The sequence below is a fragment of the Arthrobacter sp. Y-9 genome (genome assembly GCF_029690065.1).
In the GTDB taxonomy this organism is placed as follows: Bacteria; Actinomycetota; Actinomycetes; order Actinomycetales; family Micrococcaceae; genus Arthrobacter_E.
The window spans coordinates 809,017-829,579 of record NZ_CP121463.1 but is presented as its reverse complement, the minus strand read 5'-3'; the positions used below and the strand labels follow the sequence as shown (position 1 = coordinate 829,579).

Annotated in this window: 18 protein-coding genes and 1 riboswitch; of the genes, 7 read left to right on the top strand and 11 right to left on the bottom strand. The window is 67.6% G+C overall.

The genetic code is table 11. From position 1 onward, the window contains the following. Window positions 1-94: 94 nt before the first annotated feature. The gene (locus tag P9849_RS03675) at window positions 95-1,828 is read right to left on the bottom strand and encodes an ABC transporter ATP-binding protein (protein WP_278268353.1); all 1,734 of its coding nucleotides are present in this window, start codon (window positions 1,826-1,828) and stop codon (window positions 95-97) included. Between the two features lie 431 nt (window positions 1,829-2,259). Beyond that, window positions 2,260-3,312 carry an agmatinase gene (gene speB / locus P9849_RS03670; protein ID WP_278268352.1) on the bottom strand — a complete coding sequence of 351 codons (1,053 nt, stop codon included), beginning with the start codon at window positions 3,310-3,312 and terminating at the stop codon, window positions 2,260-2,262. A gap of 304 nt (window positions 3,313-3,616) precedes the next feature. Here speB and P9849_RS03665 point away from each other — a divergent pair, with 304 nt between their 5' ends. Together P9849_RS03665 and P9849_RS03660 are read left to right on the top strand one after the other, a co-directional pair. Next, window positions 3,617-5,581: an amino acid transporter gene (locus P9849_RS03665; RefSeq protein WP_278268351.1), complete on the top strand. Its 1,965-nt coding sequence runs from the start codon at window positions 3,617-3,619 to the stop codon at window positions 5,579-5,581. Between the two features lie 231 nt (window positions 5,582-5,812). After that, window positions 5,813-6,766, top strand: coding sequence for a type IV toxin-antitoxin system AbiEi family antitoxin domain-containing protein (locus tag P9849_RS03660; RefSeq protein ID WP_278268350.1), 954 nt, complete (start codon window positions 5,813-5,815; stop codon window positions 6,764-6,766). Between the two features lie 217 nt (window positions 6,767-6,983). Here the strand turns inward: P9849_RS03660 and P9849_RS03655 are convergent, their stop codons facing one another. Continuing rightward, on the bottom strand, window positions 6,984-7,559 hold the full coding sequence (locus P9849_RS03655) for a cupin domain-containing protein (protein ID WP_278268349.1): 576 nt from the start codon (window positions 7,557-7,559) through the stop codon (window positions 6,984-6,986). A gap of 243 nt (window positions 7,560-7,802) precedes the next feature. Continuing rightward, window positions 7,803-7,911: riboswitch (SAM riboswitch) on the top strand. Window positions 7,912-7,922: 11 nt separating this feature from the next. Between P9849_RS03655 and P9849_RS03650 the strand changes: the two genes are divergently transcribed. The 3 genes from P9849_RS03650 to P9849_RS03640 all read left to right on the top strand — a co-directional run bounded on the left by P9849_RS03650 (window position 7,923) and on the right by P9849_RS03640 (window position 10,530). After that, a complete protein-coding gene (locus P9849_RS03650) occupies window positions 7,923-8,225 on the top strand; it encodes a hypothetical protein (protein WP_278268348.1) in 303 nt (100 codons plus the stop codon). Between the two features lie 51 nt (window positions 8,226-8,276). Continuing rightward, window positions 8,277-9,368 (top strand): VIT1/CCC1 transporter family protein, encoded by a 1,092-nt coding sequence (locus tag P9849_RS03645; RefSeq protein WP_278268347.1) that lies wholly within the window; start codon window positions 8,277-8,279, stop codon window positions 9,366-9,368. 130 nt (window positions 9,369-9,498) lie between these two features. Beyond that, on the top strand, window positions 9,499-10,530 hold the full coding sequence (locus P9849_RS03640) for a YdcF family protein (RefSeq protein WP_278268346.1): 1,032 nt from the start codon (window positions 9,499-9,501) through the stop codon (window positions 10,528-10,530). Here the strand turns inward: P9849_RS03640 and P9849_RS03635 are convergent. The 5 genes from P9849_RS03635 to P9849_RS03615 form a co-directional block, all read right to left on the bottom strand. Next, a complete protein-coding gene (locus P9849_RS03635) occupies window positions 10,525-11,031 on the bottom strand; it encodes a MarR family transcriptional regulator (protein ID WP_278268345.1) in 507 nt (168 codons plus the stop codon). The genes P9849_RS03640 and P9849_RS03635 overlap by 6 nt on opposite strands. A 225-nt stretch (window positions 11,032-11,256) precedes the next feature. Beyond that, window positions 11,257-11,433, bottom strand: coding sequence for a CsbD family protein (locus P9849_RS03630; protein WP_107002284.1), 177 nt, complete (start codon window positions 11,431-11,433; stop codon window positions 11,257-11,259). 84 nt (window positions 11,434-11,517) lie between these two features. Further along, window positions 11,518-11,781 (bottom strand): GlsB/YeaQ/YmgE family stress response membrane protein, encoded by a 264-nt coding sequence (locus tag P9849_RS03625; RefSeq protein WP_066214358.1) that lies wholly within the window; start codon window positions 11,779-11,781, stop codon window positions 11,518-11,520. A 45-nt stretch (window positions 11,782-11,826) separates the two neighbouring features. Continuing rightward, a complete protein-coding gene (locus tag P9849_RS03620; RefSeq protein ID WP_278268344.1) occupies window positions 11,827-12,141 on the bottom strand; it encodes a hypothetical protein in 315 nt (104 codons plus the stop codon). 452 nt (window positions 12,142-12,593) lie between these two features. Then, the gene (locus P9849_RS03615; protein ID WP_278268343.1) at window positions 12,594-14,114 is read right to left on the bottom strand and encodes a sodium:solute symporter; all 1,521 of its coding nucleotides are present in this window, start codon (window positions 14,112-14,114) and stop codon (window positions 12,594-12,596) included. Between the two features lie 214 nt (window positions 14,115-14,328). Between P9849_RS03615 and P9849_RS03610 the strand changes: the two genes are divergently transcribed. Beyond that, a complete protein-coding gene (locus P9849_RS03610; RefSeq protein WP_278268342.1) occupies window positions 14,329-16,020 on the top strand; it encodes a thiamine pyrophosphate-binding protein in 1,692 nt (563 codons plus the stop codon). A gap of 244 nt (window positions 16,021-16,264) precedes the next feature. On the opposite strand, the gene P9849_RS03605 is transcribed toward P9849_RS03610, so the two are convergent. Then, the gene (locus tag P9849_RS03605; protein ID WP_278268341.1) at window positions 16,265-17,755 is read right to left on the bottom strand and encodes a DUF5129 domain-containing protein; all 1,491 of its coding nucleotides are present in this window, start codon (window positions 17,753-17,755) and stop codon (window positions 16,265-16,267) included. An 88-nt stretch (window positions 17,756-17,843) separates the two neighbouring features. Next, window positions 17,844-18,437 carry an XRE family transcriptional regulator gene (locus P9849_RS03600; RefSeq protein ID WP_278268340.1) on the bottom strand — a complete coding sequence of 198 codons (594 nt, stop codon included), beginning with the start codon at window positions 18,435-18,437 and terminating at the stop codon, window positions 17,844-17,846. Window positions 18,438-18,525: 88 nt separating this feature from the next. Here P9849_RS03600 and P9849_RS03595 point away from each other — a divergent pair, with 88 nt between their 5' ends. After that, entirely contained in the window at window positions 18,526-19,542 is a 1,017-nt protein-coding gene (locus P9849_RS03595) for an NAD(P)/FAD-dependent oxidoreductase (protein WP_278268339.1), read from the top strand. Between the two features lie 90 nt (window positions 19,543-19,632). Here P9849_RS03595 and sucD read toward each other — a convergent pair whose 3' ends face one another. Then, a complete protein-coding gene (gene sucD, locus P9849_RS03590; RefSeq protein ID WP_208188095.1) occupies window positions 19,633-20,550 on the bottom strand; it encodes a succinate--CoA ligase subunit alpha in 918 nt (305 codons plus the stop codon). Window positions 20,551-20,563: the final 13 nt, after the last annotated feature.

The window sequence follows — 20,563 nt, the reverse complement described above, 5'->3', positions numbered from 1 at the left end:
TCATCGGGCGTGACGGAGGGAGCGACCGCAGCGTCTTCCGCCACGGCTCCGCCCTTTCCGCGCTTGCCGCGACCTGCGAACTTGCTGTCGCCGCTCATGCTGCCTCCTCGGCACTCAGCTGGGATTCAACGATTTCCTGGTAGGTGGGACTCGTGGCCAGGAGTTCCTGGTGGGTGCCACGGTCCACGATCCGGCCGTTGTCCAGGACCAGGATCTGGTCCGCCTCGGTGATGGTCGAGACGCGCTGCGCCACGATGATCACCGTGGCGTCCGACGTCTGCTTCTTGAGCGCGGCGCGGAGCTTGGCGTCCGTCGTGACGTCCAGAGCGGAGAACGAGTCATCGAAGACGTAGACCTTGGGCCGGCTCACCAGGGCCCGTGCGATGCACAGGCGCTGGCGCTGACCGCCGGAGACGTTGGTGCCGCCCTGGGCGATCCGGGAGTCGAGTCCCTTGCTCTTCGCCCGGACGAAGTCCTCGCCCTGCGCCACGCGCAGCGCGTTCCAGAGGTCCTCGTCCTCGGCCTCGGTCCGCCCGAACCGCAGATTGTCACCGATCGTTCCGGAGAACAGGTACGGCTTCTGCGGCACCATGCTCACGCGACGGGTGATGTCCTGACGGGCCAGCTCCGGAACGGGCACCCCGTCCAGGATCACTTCGCCCGACTCGGCGTCGTAGAGGCGGGACAGCAAGGAGACCAGCGTCGTCTTGCCGGAACCGGTGGAACCGATGATCGCCAGTGTCTGGCCGGGCTCCGCCGTGAAGGAGATGTTGCTGAGCACGGGCTCCTCGGCGCCGGGGTACGCGAAGGTCACGTCGCGGAACTCGACGCGACCGGCCAGCTCGGCCGGCTGCTTCGGGTCGCTCGGCTCCTTCATGGACGGCTCGACGTCGAGCACCTCACCGATGCGGTCGGCGCAGACCGAGGCGCGCGGGATCATCATGGCCATGAAGGTTCCCATCATGACCGCCATGAGGATCTGCAGAAGGTAGGACAGGAACGCGGTGAGCGACCCCACCTGCATGCTGCCCTGGTCCACGCGCTGTCCGCCGAACCACAGCACGGCGGCCGTCGAGAGGTGAAGGATCATGCCGATCGCTGGGAACATCAGCACGAAGAGGGCGCCGATCTTCAGCGAGACGTTGGTCAGGTCCTGGTTGGCGACGCCGAACCGGTCCTTCTCGAAGGGTTCGCGCACGAAGGCACGCACCACGCGGATGCCGATGATCTGCTCGCGCAGCACACCGTTGATGCGGTCGATCTTGCCCTGCATCCCCCGGAAGAGGGGCATCAGACGGACGACCAGGTAGCCGACGACGGCCACCAGGATCGGCACGGAGACCCACACGAGCCAGGACAGGCTGATGTCCTCCTTCAGGGCCATGATGATGCCGCCGACGCACATGATCGGTGTGGAGACCATGAAGTTCAGGCCCATCAGGACGACCATCTGGATCTGCTGGACATCGTTGGTCCCGCGCGTGATCAGAGTGGGGGCGCCGAACCTGTTGACGTCCTTGGCGGAGAAGCTGGTCACCTTGCGGAAGATCCCGCGGCGCAGATCGCGTCCGATCGCCATGGAGGCTTTCGAACCGAAGTAGACGCCGAGGATGGCACAGATGACCTGGATGAAGGCCACCATCAGCATCACGCTGCCGGTGCGCCAGATGTAGTCGGTGTCGCCCTTGGAGACGCCCTGGTCGATGATCTGGGCGTTCAGGCTGGGAAGGTAGAGGGCCGCGATGGTGGAGCCCAATTGGAAGAGGAGCACGGCCAGGATCTGGCCGAGATAAGGCTTTGAGTAGCGCTTGATGAGCGTCAGGAGCATGGAATCCAGCCTAGTGAACAGGGTCTGACAAAAAAGGGGAAATGCAGCGAGATCATCCTTCAGGACGACGGTTTTCCGGGTCGGAACGGCAACAATCCGCCTGGAGGGTACTCCTGCTCCGGCTCAGCGGAGGGGCCGGGGCCACCGACCGCTTCGGCCAGGAGGAATCGACGGTGCCCGAAGGCCTCTTGGTTGCGGGAGGCAACCGTATCATGGGAACTCACCCTGTGGACATGCCTTCAGGCTAAGCTCTCCGGGCCGTCCAGACCAGAGTTCCGAAGCAGTTCTTGCAGAAATGAACGGGCTCCCCCGGCCGGGTTTAAACGCAGCAGCGCCCCGGATTCCCGGGGCGCTGCTGGAGGAAACCTGCTGTCAGAGGACCGCGTCGGTCAGACCCCGACGCTGGAACCCCTCACGCTGGCGGACGTCACTCAGGCGTTGAAACCGGCCGGACGGTGATCCGTCTGGCCGAGGGCCTGTGCCGCGTAGCCGTTCGGAGCGCCGAAACGGTCGCCTTCCAGGGCGGAGTCGGCCATGAGGGTGACGAGCTCGTAAGCCACGTGGCTGCCGGACACACCCGTGATCTCCGCGTGGTCGTAGGCCGGAGCGATCTCGACGACATCGGCGCCCACGAGGTTCATGCCGCGGAAGCCACGGATGATCTCAAGAAGCTCGCGGCTTGTGATGCCGCCCGCTTCAGGAGTTCCGGTGCCCGGGGCGTGGGCCGGGTCCAGCACGTCGATGTCGATGGAGATGTAGAGCGGACGGCGGCCGATGCGGTCGCGGATCTTCTCCACCGTCTCGAGGACGCCCTGGTAGTAGACGTCGGCGGAGGTGACGATGCCGAAGCCGAAGCGGTGGTCGTCGTCGAGGTCCTTCTTGCCGTACAGGGGGCCGCGGGTGCCGATGTGGCTGATCGCCTCGGTGTCCAGGATGCCCTCCTCGACCGCGCGGCGGAACGGGGTGCCGTGGGTGTACTCGGCGCCGAAATAGGTGTCCCAGGTGTCCAAGTGGGCGTCGAAGTGCAGCATCGCGATCGGCTCACCGGCGCGCTCGGCGGCGGCGCGCAGCAGTGGCAGGGCGATGGTGTGGTCCCCGCCGAGGGTGACGAGCTTGCTGCCGTTCGCCGTCAGGTCCAGCGCGTTCTGCTGGATGGTCTCGATGGCTTCGTTGATGTTGAACGGGTTGACCGCCATGTCGCCGGCGTCGGCCACCTGGACGTTCTCAAACGGGCTGACGTCCCAGGCCGGGTTGTACGGGCGGAGCAGACGGCTGGCTTCACGGACATGGTTGGCGCCGAATCGCGCGCCCGGACGGTACGAAACACCCGTGTCGAAGGGGACGCCGACGACCGTGACGTCGGCCTTCTCCACCTGATCCAGGCGCGGGAGGCGGGCGAACGTCGCAGCCCCCGCGTAGCGCGGGATCCGGGAGGAGTCGATGGGACCCAGGTTGCCATTGGCTTCGATGCGGAGCTCTTCCATATCCGTCCTTCACTCTCCATTGAACGGCCCCGGCGGGGGCGAGTCTGTGATCACCATCATAAGGACATTGTTTTCTTTTATGCAACAGCTGTTTACTTGGCATCCGAGCTCTGGGAGGCCCTCCGTCGCCGCCCGAAGCTGCGGCCGGCCCCGCCGCGGGACCGGCCGCCGTCGTCGTCCATGCCGGCTCGACAACACGGCGGAACGGCCGTAAAGGATTCATAAAGATCACCGGCAGCCGTCCCCGGCCGGGCCTAGCGTGAAAGCGTCCACAGCGAACGGTTCCACCATCACAGGAGATCTCGTGACCACGCTCACCCGCGTACCCGCGGATCCTTCCGACCCCCGCAAGCGCACCACGCTCCGGGAATGGCTGATGGCGGAGACCGCCGAAGGCGCTGGAAAGCAGACCGGCCCCCACGGCCTGGCCGACCAGCACCACCGGAAGACCTGGTGGCAAGTGATGTGCCTGACCGGCGTCGATTACTTCTCCACCCTCGGTTACCAACCGGCGATCGCCGCGCTCGCTGCCGGACTGCTCTCCCCCCTGGCCACCATCATCCTGGTGGTCGTCACCCTGGCCGGCGCACTCCCCGTGTACCGGCGTGTGGCGAAGGAGAGCCCTCGCGGTGAGGGCTCCATCGCCATGCTTGAGCGCCTCCTCCCCCGTTGGGGCGGCAAACTCGTGGTCCTCGCGCTCCTCGGGTTTGCCGCCACCGACTTCATGATCACCATGACGCTTTCCGCGGCCGACGCCTCCGCGCACCTCACGCACAACCCCTTCGCGCCCGACTTCCTGCACGGCCAGGAACTCGTGATCACCCTCGCGCTGCTGGCCGGGCTCGGCGTCGTGTTCCTGCGCGGCTTCTCCGAGGCCATCAAGGTGGCGGTGCTGCTGGTCGCGGCGTTCCTCGCCCTGAACCTCGTGGTGGTCCTCGTCTCCCTGGTCCACGTCTTCACCTCGCCCGTCCTGGTGGGCGACTGGTGGTCCGCCCTCAATCAGCAGCACGGCAACCCGGTCATGATGATCGCCCTGGCCGTCCTGGTGTTCCCGAAGCTCGCGCTGGGCCTCTCCGGCTTCGAGACCGGTGTCGCCGTCATGCCGCAGATCCGCGGCGCCCAGGGCGACACCGAGGAGAACCCCGCCGGCCGCATCCGCGGCGCCCACAAACTCCTCACCACCAGCGCGATCATCATGTCCGCGTTCCTGGTGACCAGTTCGCTGTCCACCGTCATCCTCATCCCGGCCGAGGAGTTCCAGCCGGGCGGGAAGGCGAACGGGCGCGCCCTGGCCTTCCTGGCCCACCAGTACCTGGGCGACGGTTTCGGCACGGTCTACGACATCGCCACGATCGCCATCCTCTGGTTCGCCGGCGCCTCGGCCATGGCCGGACTTCTCAACCTGGTTCCCCGCTACCTGCCGCGCTACGGCATGGCCCCGGCCTGGGCCCGCGCCATCCGGCCGCTGGTCCTGGTGTTCACCGTGGTCGCGTTCGTGATCACCGTGATCTTCGACGCCGACGTCGACGCGCAGGGCGGAGCGTACGCCACCGGCGTGCTGGTGCTGATCACCTCGGCCTCCGTCGCCGTGACGCTCGCCGCCCGCGACGCCGGGCAGAAGAAGACCATGCTGGCGTTCGGGCTCGTGGCCACGGTCTTCGTCTACACGACGATCGCGAACATGGTGGAGCGCCCGGACGGCATCAAGATCGCCGCCGTCTTCATCCTGGGCATCCTCGTGGTGAGCTTCGCATCGAGGGTTCGGCGGTCGTTCGAGCTCCGGGCCACCACCATCAAGCTCGACGAGCAGGCCCTCCAGTTCCTCGCCTCCGAAGAGGAAGGGCCCATCCGTCTGATCGCCCACGAACCCAAGTCCACGGCGGCCCAGCGGTACATCACCAAGTTCAAGCACGCCCAGCTGGCCAGCCACATGCCCGGCACGGACGCCATGTTCATCGAGGTGGTGGTGGAGGACAGCTCCGATTTCGAGGAGGAACTACTCGTCCAGGGCAAGATCCGGCACGGCTACCGCGTGCTGGAGGTCCACAGCGGCAACGTCCCGAACACACTCGCCGCAGTGCTGTTGCACCTGCGGGACGTCACCGGTCTCATGCCCCACATCTACTTCCGCTGGACCGAGGGCAACCCGATCTCCAACCTCCTGAAGTACCTGTTCTTCGGAGAAGGCGAGATCGCGCCCGTGACCCGCGAAGTCCTGCGCGAGGCCGAACCCGACATCACCCGGAGGCCCTGGGTCCACGTGGGGTGAGGACGGGGGCTGCTCGAGGGACGCCTGGATCGCGGCTCTTGCAGGTCCGCCCGCTCCTGAACGCTGAACTCGCCATGGAGGGTCTGAGATCGCTACCGGTTGTAGCGATCTCAGACCCTCCATAGCGAGTTCAGCCTGTCACCCCGTGCTTGTGGAGAGACCTGGCCGCCAGGCATCCACATGGCCGTCCGAGTTCACATGACCTCGGGCTGGACTCCGCAGGATGGGGACATGACACCTTTCCCCGCCACCGCATGGCTGCCATCGGACCAGGAGCACTGGACCACCGCGGAGCTTGAGCACCTCGGCATCGGACGCAGCGCACGACGACGCTTGCTCACCACCGGGGACATCGTGCGGCTGCGCCCGGGCCTCTTCGCCCGGAGGCGTGCTGCTCCCGCGCCGGGTATGCGTGACCTCGCTGACCAGACGCTCCACGCCCACGTGCACCGGTCCGCGGCCAGACCCGATGCCGCCTATGTGTACAGCCATACCTCCGCGGCGCGGCTCAGGGGTTTGAGGTTCCTCCGCGACAGCAGCACCATCCATGTGTCCTGCACCAGTAACCCCTGTACGCGACGCCTCGGTGCCGGCGTCCGGACCCACATCGTCCACCTCCCGGAGGACCACGTCGAGAACATCGCCGGAATCCGCTGCACCACGCTGGAGCGCACCATCATCGATTGCGCACGGATCATGCCCCTCGAGGACGCGGTCATCCTGGCGGATCAGGCGCTCGGGCTCGGAGCGGACCTCGCCCTTCTGCTGAGAATGCTGGAGGGGATGACCGGATACCGAGGGGTCGTGAACGCTCGACGAGTCGTGGAGCTGGCAGATCCGCGGAGTGAATCCGTGGCGGAATCCCGGGCCCGGCTCCTCTTCCATCTCGAGGGCCTTCCGAATCCGATTCCGCAATGGGAGGTGCAGACGCCCATTGGCCGGCGATTCCTCGACTTCGCCTGGCCAGAAAAGATGCTGGCCGCGGAATTCGACGGCGAAGTGAAGTACTTCGGGTCGACTCCAACGGATCGCGCCCTCTACGAGGAACGGCTCCGCGAGCGGCACTTGATGGAACTCGGGTGGCGCTTCGTCAGGCTCACATGGTCGGATCTGGAACGACCTGGCGAGGTCCGCCGCAGGATCACGTCCGCACTACGCGGACCGGCGCCGCCTCCCCGCACCTGAATTCGCAGCTGCATTGCTCACCTCGCAGTGTCGCGCTGACCTCGCTATGGAGGGTCTGAGATCGCTACCGGTTGTAGCGATCTCAGACCCTCCATAGCGAGGTCAGCGGTGGTCCGGCACTGCCATAGCGAGTTCAGGGGACACTCCACTCCAGCCTTGCGGATTCACTGCACAGAATGACCCGCCAGCGAGCGCCCGACCCCCGCGAACCACTCCCCTACGCCGCGGCGGCGGGAACCAGGACCCAGAGGACCTCGACTTCTTCATCGGTCGGGTTCAGCCAGGTGTGCGGCTCACGGCCGGGGAAGCTCAAGGTGTCGCCGGCGGAGAGTTCGTAGCGCTCATTGGAGAGGATCAGCACGATCCGGCCCTTGACCACGTGCAGCACATCGACGTCGCAGTCCACGGAGTAGAGTTCCGACTCGCCCTTGCCTCCGGGCTCGATGACTCCCCTCAGCAACTGCACCCGGCGTTCGGACCGTGCGGTGAGCAGGGTCTCGATGATCCCGTCGCCACCGAACGAGATCTTGGGAGCCTCGTCGGCCCGGGTCAGCGCCACGTCGGTCGCCGCGAACAGATCACCGATGTCCACCGACAGCACCTGGCAGAGCGTGACGAGGGACGCCACGGAGGGCGAGGTCAGATCGCGTTCCACCCGGGACAGGAAGCCCTTGGTCAGGCCGGTCACCTCGGCCACCTGCTCGATCGTCATGCGCTGAGCCTTGCGGGCCGCACGGATCCGCGAGCCGATGTTGATCGGCGCGTTGCTCGGCTCGATGGGGAGGGCTTTCATGGTGGCCTTTCAATCGCGGGCGCCGCTCGAGGTGGGGGGATCCACGAGTTGGGCACGGAAGTGTTCCCGGTCACGTTGGGCAGCTTCTGGAAGCGAGTTTAGTACCAGGGATCAAGTTATGCCTGCACCTCAACTTGGATCCGTCGCAACCGGAGTCTCCCCAGCTCAACACCGCGTCACAGGACCCCCGGCCGACCGCAGATCCCTGCCGCGCTCCGCCGTCGTCCGCTACAGTGTAGTCAGCTTCACGAGAGGTGGCGCCAAGCTCCGACTGGCCACCCGCCAACCCCATGTTCACGGGTGGCTCGGATGCAGAAGCGGCCCCGTTCTCCTGGCGGGGCAAGAGCACACGCAAGGATTCTCATGTCCGTCACCGTCCTGCCCGCCGTCGACCTCCAGAGCGGCCGGGTCACCCTGTTCCTCCACGGCGCCAGCCACCACTACTTCTGCGCGCAGCCGCATCAGCTGATCGACGCGCTGAACCGGGCGGTCCGGCCCCCTGTCTGGGAGGACGACGGCGTGCTGACGGTCCGCGTCGCGGTCACGGGTCTGCGGGCCGGACGGGAGCTCAGATTCAGCCTTCAGCCGCTCTCCCGATTGCGGTCCACCGAAACCGGAAGCGTCGGTGAACCGTCCGAAAATCCGCGGAATTTCGCGCTACAGTGAGGGCTGCGCAATGGGGCGCCACCTCCGACCACACCTCAGGAGCAGGATCCCATGAACACCCCTCAAGCGTCACCCGCCGATATCCGGCGCTGGCAGCAGTACCTTGCGGACGAACGCGCCGAAGCCTCCGTGTACCGCGATCTGGCGGCCCGTCGCGAAGGCGAGGAGAAGGCGATCCTCCTGGCTCTCGCGGAAGCCGAGGGCCGGCATGAAGCCCATTGGCTGACACTGCTGGGCGATCAGGCGGACAAGCCCCGCCATGCCTCCCTCAACAGCCGGTTCCTGGGCTTCCTGGCCCGGAACTTCGGCTCCGTATTCGTTCTGGCGCTGGCTCAGCGCGCCGAGGGCCGCTCCCCGTACGCGACCGATCCCCACGCCACCCCCGCCATGGCCGCCGATGAGCAGATCCATGAAGAAGTGGTGCGAGGCCTCGCCACCCGCGGCCGCGCCCGGCTGTCCGGGACGTTCCGCGCCGCCGTGTTCGGGGCGAACGACGGCCTGGTCAGCAACCTCTCCCTCGTCATGGGCATGGCGGCCACCGGCGTCGACAGCCAGGTGGTCCTCTTCAGCGGCGTCGCGGGCCTGCTGGCCGGCGCCCTCTCGATGGGCGCGGGCGAATACGTCTCGGTCCGTTCCCAGCGGGAACTCCTGGAGGCCAGCCGCCCCACACAGATCACGCTCGACGCCGCACCGCGCCTCGATCTGGAGCACAACGAGCTCGTCCTGGTCTACCTGGCGCGCGGCATGAGCCGCGAAGCCGCCGAGCACCGCGCCGCGGAACGGATGGGGCGCTTCAGCTGCGACTGCGACCCGAGCCTCTCCCTGCATCCCGAGGCCCCCGAGACGACGAACGACCATGAGGAGATCGGCACCGCCTGGGGCGCCGCCTCGTCCAGCTTCTGCTTCTTCGCCTCCGGCGCGCTCATCCCGATCCTGCCGTTCCTCTTCGGCATGAGCGGTTTCGGCGCGCTGGCGCTGTCGGTGGTCCTGGTGGGCCTGGTGCTGCTCGGCACGGGCGCGGTCGTTGGGCTGCTCTCCGGCACGTCGCCGCTCAGCCGTGCGCTGCGTCAGCTGCTGATCGGACTCGGCGCGGCCGGGGCCACCTACCTTCTGGGCCTGCTGTTCGGGGCCACGATCGGCTGATCCGCTCACTGACCGACGACGGCGCACCCTCCCCTGGCACACAGGCGGAGGGTGCGTCTTTGCCCACATACGGCTCGCGGCCACCCGTCCCCTCCCGGCCTCTGCGTAGAGTTACGTGCGGGAGGAACGTATGGACAACATCACCAGGGTGATCCTGGAGAACATCACCACGGTGCTCGCCATCGTGTTCGCACTGGCCGCCGCCGTGAGCACCTGGAGGGACCGCCGCCGCATGAGGAACGGGGTCTTCCTGCTCCTCGCGCTGGGCTTCGCGCTGCTGAGCCTGGGCCGGAACGACGACACGGCGTGGCTGCTGCTGATCGTCGTGCTGCTCGCCATCCTCGCGGTGCCCGTGCTCGGACTCTTCCTCGTGGTGAACGGCGTCGTCATGCTACGGCGCGAGGGACGGTCCATGGCGAATCTGCTGTCTCTCGCCGTGGGCCTGCTCGTGCTGTTCGCCCCCTTCCTGCTGGGGCTGCTCGAACGGTTTGCCGGAGGTCCCGAGGCACCCCTCTGGGTGAGCATGGTCCCCTTCCTCCTCTTCATGCTGGTGGCCTATGTGGGCTTCGTGTTCTGCGCATTCCTCCTGTACTCCTTCATCTACGCGCGTACCCGGAGCAAACAGGTGCCGGATTACGTCATCATCCTCGGGTCCGGCCTGATCGGCGGGAAGGTCCCCCCGCTGCTCGCAGGGCGTCTGGACAAGGCGGTGCAGATCCACCGGGCGGCGCCCGAAGGGTCTCGCCCGGTGCTCATTCCGAGTGGCGGCCAGGGCCCTGACGAAAGCCGCAGCGAGGGCGCAGCCATGGCCGAGTATCTGGTGGACGCCGGCGTTCCCGAGTCCGATGTGCTGCCGGAGACCGAGGCTCGCACCACGATGGAGAACCTCGAGTTCTCGCGTGCTCTGATGACGAAGAACGATCCGGTCGTCACGGTGACGACCAGCAGTTATCACGTCTTCCGGGCGGCGATGTACACCCGCCGTGCGGGGATGAAGGCAGTGGTGCGTGGCTCGAAGACCGCGGCCTACTTCGTCCCCAGCGCATTTCTGCGCGAGTTCGTCGCCGTGTTCCTGCAGTACAAGTGGATCAACTTCGGCGTGTGCGCGGCGATCGTGCTCGGCTGCCTCGCGCTGCTCTGGGAGTCATACCGCTGGTCATGACGTCTTCCGGAAGACGCCTGAGCCGGACTCCCGCAGAGCGGCGATGCAGTCCGTGAGGAACCCCTCCACGATCGAGAGTTCCTCATCGTCGAAGGACCGGGCCACCGCGGTCAGGGCTTCTGCCTGGACTTCCAGGATCGAATGGACCACGGTCCGTGCACGTTCGGTCGGATGCAGGATGTTGAACCGCCGGTCCCTGGCATCGGGCTCGCGGACCAGATAACCGGCCCTCTCCAATCGCGCCACCAGGGTGGTGGTGGAGGCAGACGAGAGACCCAGATGTCTCTCGATCCTGGAGGCCGTGACCTGCCGGTGTCCGGACTCGGCGAGCAGGTACCGCAGCGCGGCGAGGTCGGTGGAGTTCACGTTCAATTCCTCGCGGAGGCCTTCACGGGCCTGTTCCGCGGCGATCGTGAACTCACGGAGATGATGGAGGGCGGAAAGCGCCTGGTCGTGACGATCGCTTTCCTGCCAGCGCCTGTCGATCAGTTCGAGCGCCATCGAAAATCAACCTTTTCGATTTCGGGGTACTACGGGCCCGCTCTCCCGGGATGTCTCGTCACCGCACGGGACCAGCGGGGCGATGCGCCACCGGGGTCTTCACGCTCCCCCGGCGCGCTGACGAGCGGGAATCTCTTCCCGCCGGCAACCCGTCAGGGCCGGCACCCCCACGATGATGTGGGTCGATGCCGGCACCGACGAAGGCGCAGGGTCAATGACCTTGGGTCACTTGTCTTTGAAGGCGTCCTTGACGTCCTCGCCGGCCTGCTTGACGTCACCCTTGGCCTGCTGAAGCTTGCCTTCAGCCTCCAGCTTGTGGTTGTCCGTCGCCTCGCCGATGACTTCCTTGGCCTTGCCGACCGCCTGATCGGCAGCGTTCTTGGCCTTGTCGATGAAACTCATGATGTTCTTCCTTTCAGTGAGTGCTGAAAACCGTGGCGGGCCGTGAGGGCACGACACTGCGGACGGCTGTGAGGGTCCGAGTCCTCAGGCCCGGCTCTTGCGGGTCAAAGCCCCCCAGACGACCAGGACCAGCACGGCGCCGCCGATCGCGAGCAGCCAGGATCCGAGGGACCAGAAGCTGTTGACGCCCTCGTGGAACAGTGCCGATCCGATCCAGCCACCGACCAGCGCGCCGACGACGCCCAGGACGAGCGTCGAGAGCCAGCCGCCCCCGTGCTCACCCGGAGTGATGGCCTTGGCGATGGCGCCTGCGATCAGGCCCAGAATGATCCAACCGAGAAATCCCATGATTTCCTCCTCAAATAGTGCTGAACAGTGTGTCGGTGAAGATTGTCAGGCGGTGGCCAGGGCGGGCTGGGAACCCGACCGGTGATCCGCGGGGTGCGCGTCGGCCGTGGCTTCGACGGCGAAGCGGACGTGACGCTGGACGAAGCTCGCATCGAGCAGCTTCTCCATGTCCGGAATGAGCCGCTCCTCGACGAGGGCCATCACCGCCACGGGGTCGGCGGTGCCGCTCATCGTATAGACGGCGTGCAATACGAGCCCGTCGGAGTCACCCTCGACCCGGACGCTCGCGTCGGCAAGCGCAGGGTGCGCCTTCGCCGCATTGACAGAGGCCCTGGCAACCAGGCTCTGGTAGCTTTCCATCTCGCTCTCCCGAATTCTCTGAAGTGTGCAACTCAAGAAATGCAACCGCCCGCAGGCGGGGGAACCGTGATCCGCTCCTCCCCCAGCCGGCGGCGGAATGGATCATGCGCATCACGCTAACACATAGCTCGCTTGTCTAGCTAGTCGTCGAATCAACGCTTCGCACTGAGTGCAGTTCCCCTACATTCGTGATCTTTTGGCGATCAGCGGCACGCATCTCTTTAGATAGCTAGACTTCCGATCCACCGAGACCCCGCGGTCGAATGGCTCTTAACGGTCAGCGCGCTGCTCAGATCACCCGCCCCGGGACGCACGAAACCCGCCCCGGTCGGTGACCGGGACGGCTTGCGTGTGGAGTGGACTTCAGTGCCGCAGCGCGGCGCCGACGACCCCATCCAGGGATCCGGCGTCGCTCCTCACACCAGGCTCTGGACGGAGGTGCGGCTACGCCGTCAGTGCGCCGGGATGACCGGCTCTTCTTCGGCGTTCGCGCCGGCCAAGCGGGCGTTCCACGCCTCGATGACCTTCGTGTCCGTGGGCGGGGTCATGAGCGACACCGCGATGTAGACGACGGCGGAGGAGATCAGGCCGTAGTAGATCGGCTCGTTGGCGTAGACGCCGTCGAGCGGGACCTTGGCGTTGATCTCGAGGATGATCATGGTGCCGAGGGTGACCACGGTGCCGACGGCCATGGAGACTGCGGCGCCCATTCCGGTGCCGCGCTTCCACACGAGACCGCCCAGGATCGCGACCAGGAGGCCGCCCACCAGGATGTCATACGCGATGGTGAGAGCCGCGACCACGTCCTTGACCAGGATGGCGAGGATGATCGCCACCACGCCGAGGCCCAGGACCCAGAGACGGTTCTCCTTGACGTCCTCTTCGGGATTCTTATCGTGCTCGACGGCCACGTTGCGGCCGAACCAACTCGCCACGAACGGAGCGACGTCGGTGCGCGCCACAGTGGCTGCCGCGATCAGAGCGCCGGAGGCGGTGGACATCATGGCCGCGACGGCGGCGGCGAGTACCAGGCCGCCGATGGCGACCGGCAGGATGTGGGTGGCGACCTCGGCGTAGACCACGTCCTTGCCGAGGTTCGCGACGTCGATGTTCGGCAGGGCCACGTGGGCGGCCATGCCGATCACGGCGCCGGCCAGGCCGTAGAGGATGCAGTAGACGCCCGCCGTCGCGCCGCCCCAGCGGGCCACGCCGGGGGTCTTGGCGGTGAACACGCGCTGCCAGATGTCCTGGCCGATCAGCAGGCCGAGGGTGTAGACCACGAAGTACGTGATGATGGTCTGCACGCCGATGCCGTCCCACTGGAAGAACGAGGCGTTCACGCGCTGCTTGATGCCGTCCCAGCCGCCGGCCGCGCCCAGGGCGAAGGGCAGCATGAGGAAGAAGACGCCGATGGTCTTGATGAAGAACTGCACCTGGTCGGCCAGGGTGATGGACCACATGCCGCCGATGGTGGAGTAGACCAGCACGATCGCGCCGCCGATGGCGATCGCCAGCCAGCGGTCCCAGCCGAAGAGCACCACGAAGATGGTGGCGTAGGCACTGGTGGACGTGGCGCAGAGCATCAGCGTGTACGCCAGCATCACGATGCCGGAGGTCTGCGTGGCGCGCGTGCCGTACCGCAGCGTCAGCATCTGGGACACGGTGTAGATCTTCAGCTTCTGGATCATGCCCGCGAACAGCAGGCTGAGCAGCAGGACGCCGACGCCGATCGCCACCACGAGCCACATGCCGGAGATGCCGAACTTGTAGCCGAGGCCGACACCGCCGACCGTCGAGGCTCCGCCGAGGACCACGGCGGCCATGGTGCCGGTGTACAGCAGGGGGCCGAGGCGGCGGCCCGCCACCAGGAAGTCGCTGTTGTTCTTCGTCCGGGATTTGCCCCAGAAACCGAAGGCCAGCATTGCCGCGAGATAGAGGATCACGATCCCCGAATTGATGATGTTTCCGTCCATGGTGAACCTTACTCAAAGGGTGGTGCGCTGGGTCACGACCGAGCGTGACGACTGACACAAGGGTAAGTTTCCGCTTCAACCAAAGTCAACCAATCAGCAACAACGGGTGCATATTGGAAAACTCCTGGGTAGCATGGTGTTGCGCGCATCACCTTCCACGGAAGCCGCCGAAGGCCGGTCCGCGCCCACACGAACTGCTACCCGAGGGGGAGAAATGTCCGGAGAGCACCCGGCAGTACGCAACGGCGGCGACCTGGTGGTCGAGACCCTGCAGGCCCTCGGCGCCCGCACGGTCTTCGGCATCCCCGGCCAGCACGCGCTGGGCCTCTTCGACGCCATGGGCTGCGGACGGCCGCACTTCGTCTCCAGCCGCATCGAGAACAACTCCGCCTTCGCCGCGGACGGGTATTCCCGCGCCACCGGACAGCCGGGCGTCCTGTTCCTCTCGACCGGCCCCGGGGCCCTGACCTCCCTGGCCGGGTTGCAGGAGGCCTACGCCACGGGCGTTCCGATGGTCGTCGTCGCCAGCCAGATCCCCACGCCTGGTCTCGGGGCACGGCGCCGCGGCATGCTCCACCAGCTCGACGATCAGGCCCTCGCCGCCTCCCAGGTGACGAAATCCCAGCGGACCATCCAGCACGCCTCCGCCATCCCCTCCGCCCTCCGCGACGCCTGGGCCGAAGCCATCACCGCACCTCAGGGACCGGTCTGGGTCGAGGTGCCGCAGGACATCCTGCTGGAACCCGTCAGCACTCCCCCGGTCCGGGACATCACGGCCGAAGCCCACCCGGTCCCCGCCCGCGCCGAGCTGATCGAGGAGGCCGCCCGAATTCTGACGTCGGCCCGGCGGCCACTCGCGATCGCCGGTGGCGGCGTCCGTCGCGGGCAGGCCGAAGCCGCGCTCCTGGAACTGGCGGAAGCCCTCGACGCCCCGGTCATCTGCTCCCCCGGCGGCAAGGGCGCCTTCCCGTGGGAGCACCCGCTCTCGCTGCAGTCCTGGATCGAGGACGTGCACATGAGCGAGTTGATCGAGGACGCCGACGTGCTCCTGGCCGTCGGGACGTCGCTCGGCGAGGTCACGTCCAACTACTTCACCCTGGCTCCGCGGGGGCGTCTCGTCCAGATCGACGCGGAAGCCCGCGTGCTCGAGTCCAACCATCCCGCCCTCGGGATCCACGCCGACGCCGGTGAGGCGCTGCCGGCGCTGCGGGCCGCCGTCGTCGGGCTGCTTCGGGACCACGAGCCGCAGGACCACGACGGCGCCGCCCGCGACTGGCACGGCCGCTCCCCTCGCGAGGTGGTCGCCACCGCCCTGGACACCGTCCGCGACCGGCTCGCCGGTCAGGGCCTGGACCATGAGCTGGACTTCATGGCGGCCGTCCGCGCAGCCGTGCCCGACGGGATGCAGACCTTCTGGGACATGACGATCTCCGCCTACTGGGGCTGGAGCTGCTGGGACGCCCGCGCGGGCCAGTTCCACTCCGCCCAGGGCGCCGGCGGCATCGGGTGGGCCTACGGGGCCGCGATCGGCGGGTCCGTCGGCCTGGGCGAGCGCGTCCTGGCGGTCTCCGGCGACGGGTCCTCGATGTACTCGATCTCCGAACTCGCCACGGCCCGGCAGCACGACGCCCCGGTGACCTGGCTGATCGTGGACGACGGCGGCTATGGCATCCTGCGCGAATACATGGAGGGCGCATTCGGCAAGGCCACAGCCACCGAGCTGTCCCGGCCCGATTTCGTCGCCCTCGCCGAGTCGTTCGGAGTGCCGGCCCGCCGTGTCGCCGCGGAGGACGTCGAGCAGGCGCTGCGGGAAGCCCTCGAGGCGGAGGGGCCGAACGTCGTCGTCGTCGACACGAAGCTGCGGATGTTCGCCCCGACCCACCTGGACCGCCCGGTCACCCTCTGACCCCGCGGCACAGGCCCGTTAACGCCGTCGGCCCCGGGCTGGCGCGGTCTGCTGGTGACCACAGCACGCCGCCTCCGGGGCTGACAACGGGATTCGGGTAGTAAAGGGCCTCCGTCGATCGGCGTCACCGTCCCCTCTCGCATCATCCACGGCCCGGCGCTTCCGTTCCGTACTCACCACTGTGGCCGAGCAACATGGGACGCGCCTTGCCGCTGCCTGGGGCGTGACTGGGAATCGCGTCGCCTCAGAAACTCGACGAGCTCCCCGAGCCCGAGAAACTGCCGCCGCTCGACCCATAGCCCGTGCCGCTGCTCGAGGAGGACGACGACGCGGCGCTGCGCGCCGAGTCCACAGCCTGCTGGCCGGCGTCGAGACCGCTGCCGAAGTTGATCACCGAGATGATCGGGACCCGCGGGAAGGCGACGTCCACGATGCTCCCGTTGTAGCGCCGGGTGTCCGGCCGGGACGCGGACGCGGCGTCGATCTTCTCCCGCATGAGTTCGGCCTCGCGCTCGGACCGCGTGGTGGCCGCGATCACGGCGTCGGCGTGCCGCTGCAGCAGATCCGCCATCTGCTCGCGTTCGGCTTTGAGGGCGTCGAGTGCCGCGTCCGGGGTGACGCTGCGGTCGTCCAGTCCGGCTTCCAGCCCCGAGAGCCGTTGCAGCGCCCCCGCGGCATGGGCCCTGAGCGCCGCGGCGGATTCGAGGCCTGCCCCGGTCGGGTTCCCGTTGAGCATCTGTTCCACCTCGGACAGCTCCGCCACCAGGGCCTCGGACTGCCGGCGCCACGCGTCCCGCCAGCTCGAATTGAGGTTGAGGAGCGCGTTGGAATCGGCGATCGCATCGTCGAGGCCGTCCAGGGTCTCCGCCTGTTCCTGGAAACGGGTGGCATCGGAAACGGCCGTGGCGACGGACCGCTCCTTGGGGGTCATGGCCGCGAGCTTGTCCCGGAGCGTCGTGGTGTCCCGCAACTGCTCCTCCAGGGTGTGCCAGCGTTCGAGCACGCGGGACCCGTACGCGGAGGTGTCCGGGATGGTCGACGCGTTCAGCTCGGTCTCCTGGAGCTGGAGGGTGACCGAGGCGTAGGCGCGGTCGCCGGCGTCGAACGCCTCGGCGAACTTGCGCCGGTTGTTGGCGCGGACCCCCGCCCAGATGCCTCCGCCGACCAGCGCGCCGCCCCCGACGATCCCACCCGTCCACAGCGTGGCGGGCGACAAGTACCAGGGCCGTGCGATCCGGGACGCCGCGGACCGGACACCCTCGATGGTGCCGTCGGTCCACTGGGCCTCACGGAAGAGCGACTTGGTGTCTTCCTGGATCGCTGTCTGCTCGTCCAGGGGGATCTTGCGGTCCTCGCCGAAGTACGTGCCCACGTGACGGCCGGTGGTGTCGAGGGCGAAGACGAAGAGGCCATCGGCCCACTTCTGCCCGTCCGCGGTGATCCATTCGGGGTGCCGGGACCGTGCGAAACGGAGCACTTCCTCGTTGAGATCGTCCGAGCGGCTGCCGGCGCGGGTGAAGATCACGACCTTGGTGGGCTGGTAGAAGGAGATCTTCTCGATCGCCGGGCGGAGCTGCGGGAGGTACAGCGCACCCGCCGTGTCCTCGATCTCGAGGCTGGTCACGCCGTCGGCGCGTGCGGGCAGCGCGCCGGCCAGGATCGGCACGACGGCGGCGAACAGCAGCGCCGTCACCGCCCGGGCCGTGCGGATCGCGATGTTCACTGACCGGTTCATGGAGTCCCCCTGCCGACGCGGTGTGATGTCAGCGCCAGCCTAACCGGTCCGCCGGAGGTGTCCAGAGCCGTGGAGCCCGACGCCCGGCTCAGAACTCGCTGACGTGCACCTTCTCCCCGGCCGGGCTGAAGATGCCCAGGAACTCCGTGGCGACCGGCCCGGCGGCGCCGAACCAGTGGGGCGTGGTGGTATCGAACTCGGCTGCTTCGCCGGGACCCAAGCGGTATTCCGCGCCCCCGAGGACGAGCCGCAGCTCCCCCGCCAGGACGTACAGCCACTCATGGCCGGGGTGGACCTTCGGCTGAGGTTCCTCGGGCGTGGACTTCCCGTGGAGGACGTGTTTGTACGCCCGCATCCCGCTGTCGCCGCGGCTGAGGGGCAGGAGCGTCTGGCCGTACTTGGTGATCGGCTTGATGTGCACCCGGGGATCGCCGACGGCCGGAGCGCCCACCAGCTCATCCAGCGGCACGCGGTAGGCGCGGGCGAGTGGATACAGGAGCTCCAGCGTCGGCTTGCGACCCCCGGATTCGAGGCGCGACAACGTGCTGATGGACGTGCCGGTGAGTCCGGAGAGCTCGCCCAGCGTGAGGTTCCGGGCCTCACGGATGGCCCGAAGTCGCGGACCGACTCCCGCCAGAAGGGCGTTCAGCTCGGAATCTTGGGGTTCCTGCGAGGAAGGCATGGAACCGATTTTGCCACCTCGGCAAGGTCGATTGCCAATTCAGCACGGCCAGATGAGAATCGTTCACAGGACACTCAAGGAGGACCACATGACCACCACACCGTACGACGTCGCCATCATCGGAGGCGGGCCCGCCGGGCTCGGAGCCGCCGTCGCTCTGGGACGGTCCCGCCGCTCCGTCGTCGTGATCGACGCGGACGAACCGCGGAACGCCCCCGCCGCCGGCGCCCACAACGTGCTCGGACTCGAGGGCATCGCGCCCGCCGACCTCCTCGCCCGGGGCCGCACCGAGGCGTCCAGCTACGGGGTCACCTTCCTGGACGACGCAGTCCGCACCGCCGCCCACGACGACGGCGGGTTCCTCCTGACCGTCGGGCCGGCGCGGCCGGGTGGAGACGCCGTCGTCGCCGGGGCCGGCGAAACGGGCGCCACCCAGCTCACCACCGTCCACGCGCGCCGCCTCCTCCTGGCCACGGGCCTGGTGGATGTCCTGCCGGAGGTCCCGGGAGTGCGCGACGGCTGGGGACATTCCGTGCTCCACTGCCCCTATTGCCACGGCTGGGAGGTGCGGGACCGGCGCATCGGCATCCTGGCGGGCGACGCCCGCGCGGCCCACCAGGCCCTCCTCTTCCACCAGTTGAGCGATCAGGTGACCCTCCTCCCCGGCTGGACCTCGCCGGCCGACGGGACCCCCGGCGCCGAGTGGGAGCCCGGAGAGGACGCGGCGCTGTTCGAGGCCCTCGGGATTCCCGTGGCGTCCGCACCGGTGACCGCGCTGAGCCTGGACGGGACGCAGGTACGCGGCGCGGTCCTGGCGGACGGCAGCAGTGTCGAGCTGGACGCGGTGGTCGTGGCGCCGTCGTTCGTCGCCCGCACGGAGCTCTACGAGCAGCTCGGCGGCGATCCCGAGGAACACCCCATGGGCCGCTTCATCCCCGCCGATCCCACGGGCAGGACCCCGGTCCCCGGCGTCTGGGCCGCGGGCAACGCCCAGAACCCGATGGCCATGGTGTCGGCGTCGTCGGCCGCGGGAGTCCAGGCCGGAGCCGCGATCAACGCGGATCTCGCCATGGATGAAGCCGCGCGGTTGCAACAGACCCCTTAAACACCATCGACTGCTCCCTACGATGCCGGAATCCCCGGAAAACCCGGGGAAACGGCGTCGTACGGAGCAGTCGATGACTGCGTTTCAGACTCAGAGAGCCGAGTAGACCTCGCGGAGCAGCGCGGCGGTCTCGGACGGCGTCTTGCCGACCTTCACACCGGCGGCCTCGAGGGCCTCCTTCTTGGCCTGAGCGGTGCCCGCGGAGCCGGAGACGATGGCGCCGGCGTGGCCCATCGTCTTGCCCTCGGGAGCGGTGAAGCCCGCCACGTAGCCGACGACCGGCTTGGTGACGTTGGCCTTGATGAAGTCGGCGGCACGCTCTTCGGCGTCGCCACCGATCTCACCGATCATGACGATGGCCTTGGTCTCCGGGTCAGCCTCGAACGCGGCCAGGGCGTCGATGTGCGTGGTGCCGATGACCGGGTCGCCGCCGATGCCGATGGCGGTGGAGAAGCCCAGATCGCGCAGCTCGAACATCATCTGGTAGGTCAGGGTGCCGGACTTGGAGACCAGACCGATCGGGCCCTTGCCGGTGATGTTCGCCGGGGTGATGCCCACGAGCGACTCACCCGGGGTGATGATGCCGGGGCAGTTCGGGCCGATGATGCGGGTGATCTGCTTGCCGTCGGCGTCGACCTTGGACTGAGCCAGGGCCCAGAACTCGGCGGAGTCCTGCACCGGCACCCCTTCGGTGATGACGACGACGAGGCCGATCTCAGCCTCGATGGCCTCGACCACGGCGGCCTTGGTGAATGCCGGTGGCACGAAGACGATCGAGACGTCAGCGCCGGTCTCGGCGATGGCTTCCTTGACGGTGCCGTAGACGGGGAGCTCGACGGCGGAACCGTCAGCCGCGTTGTGACGCACGGTGGTCCCGGCCTTGCGGGCGTTCACGCCACCGACAACGTTGGTGCCGGCCTTGAGCATCAGGGCGGTGTGCTTGGTGCCTTCGCCGCCGGTGATGCCCTGGACGATGACCTTGGAGTCCTTGTTCAGGTAGATAGACATGTTTTTACCTCTG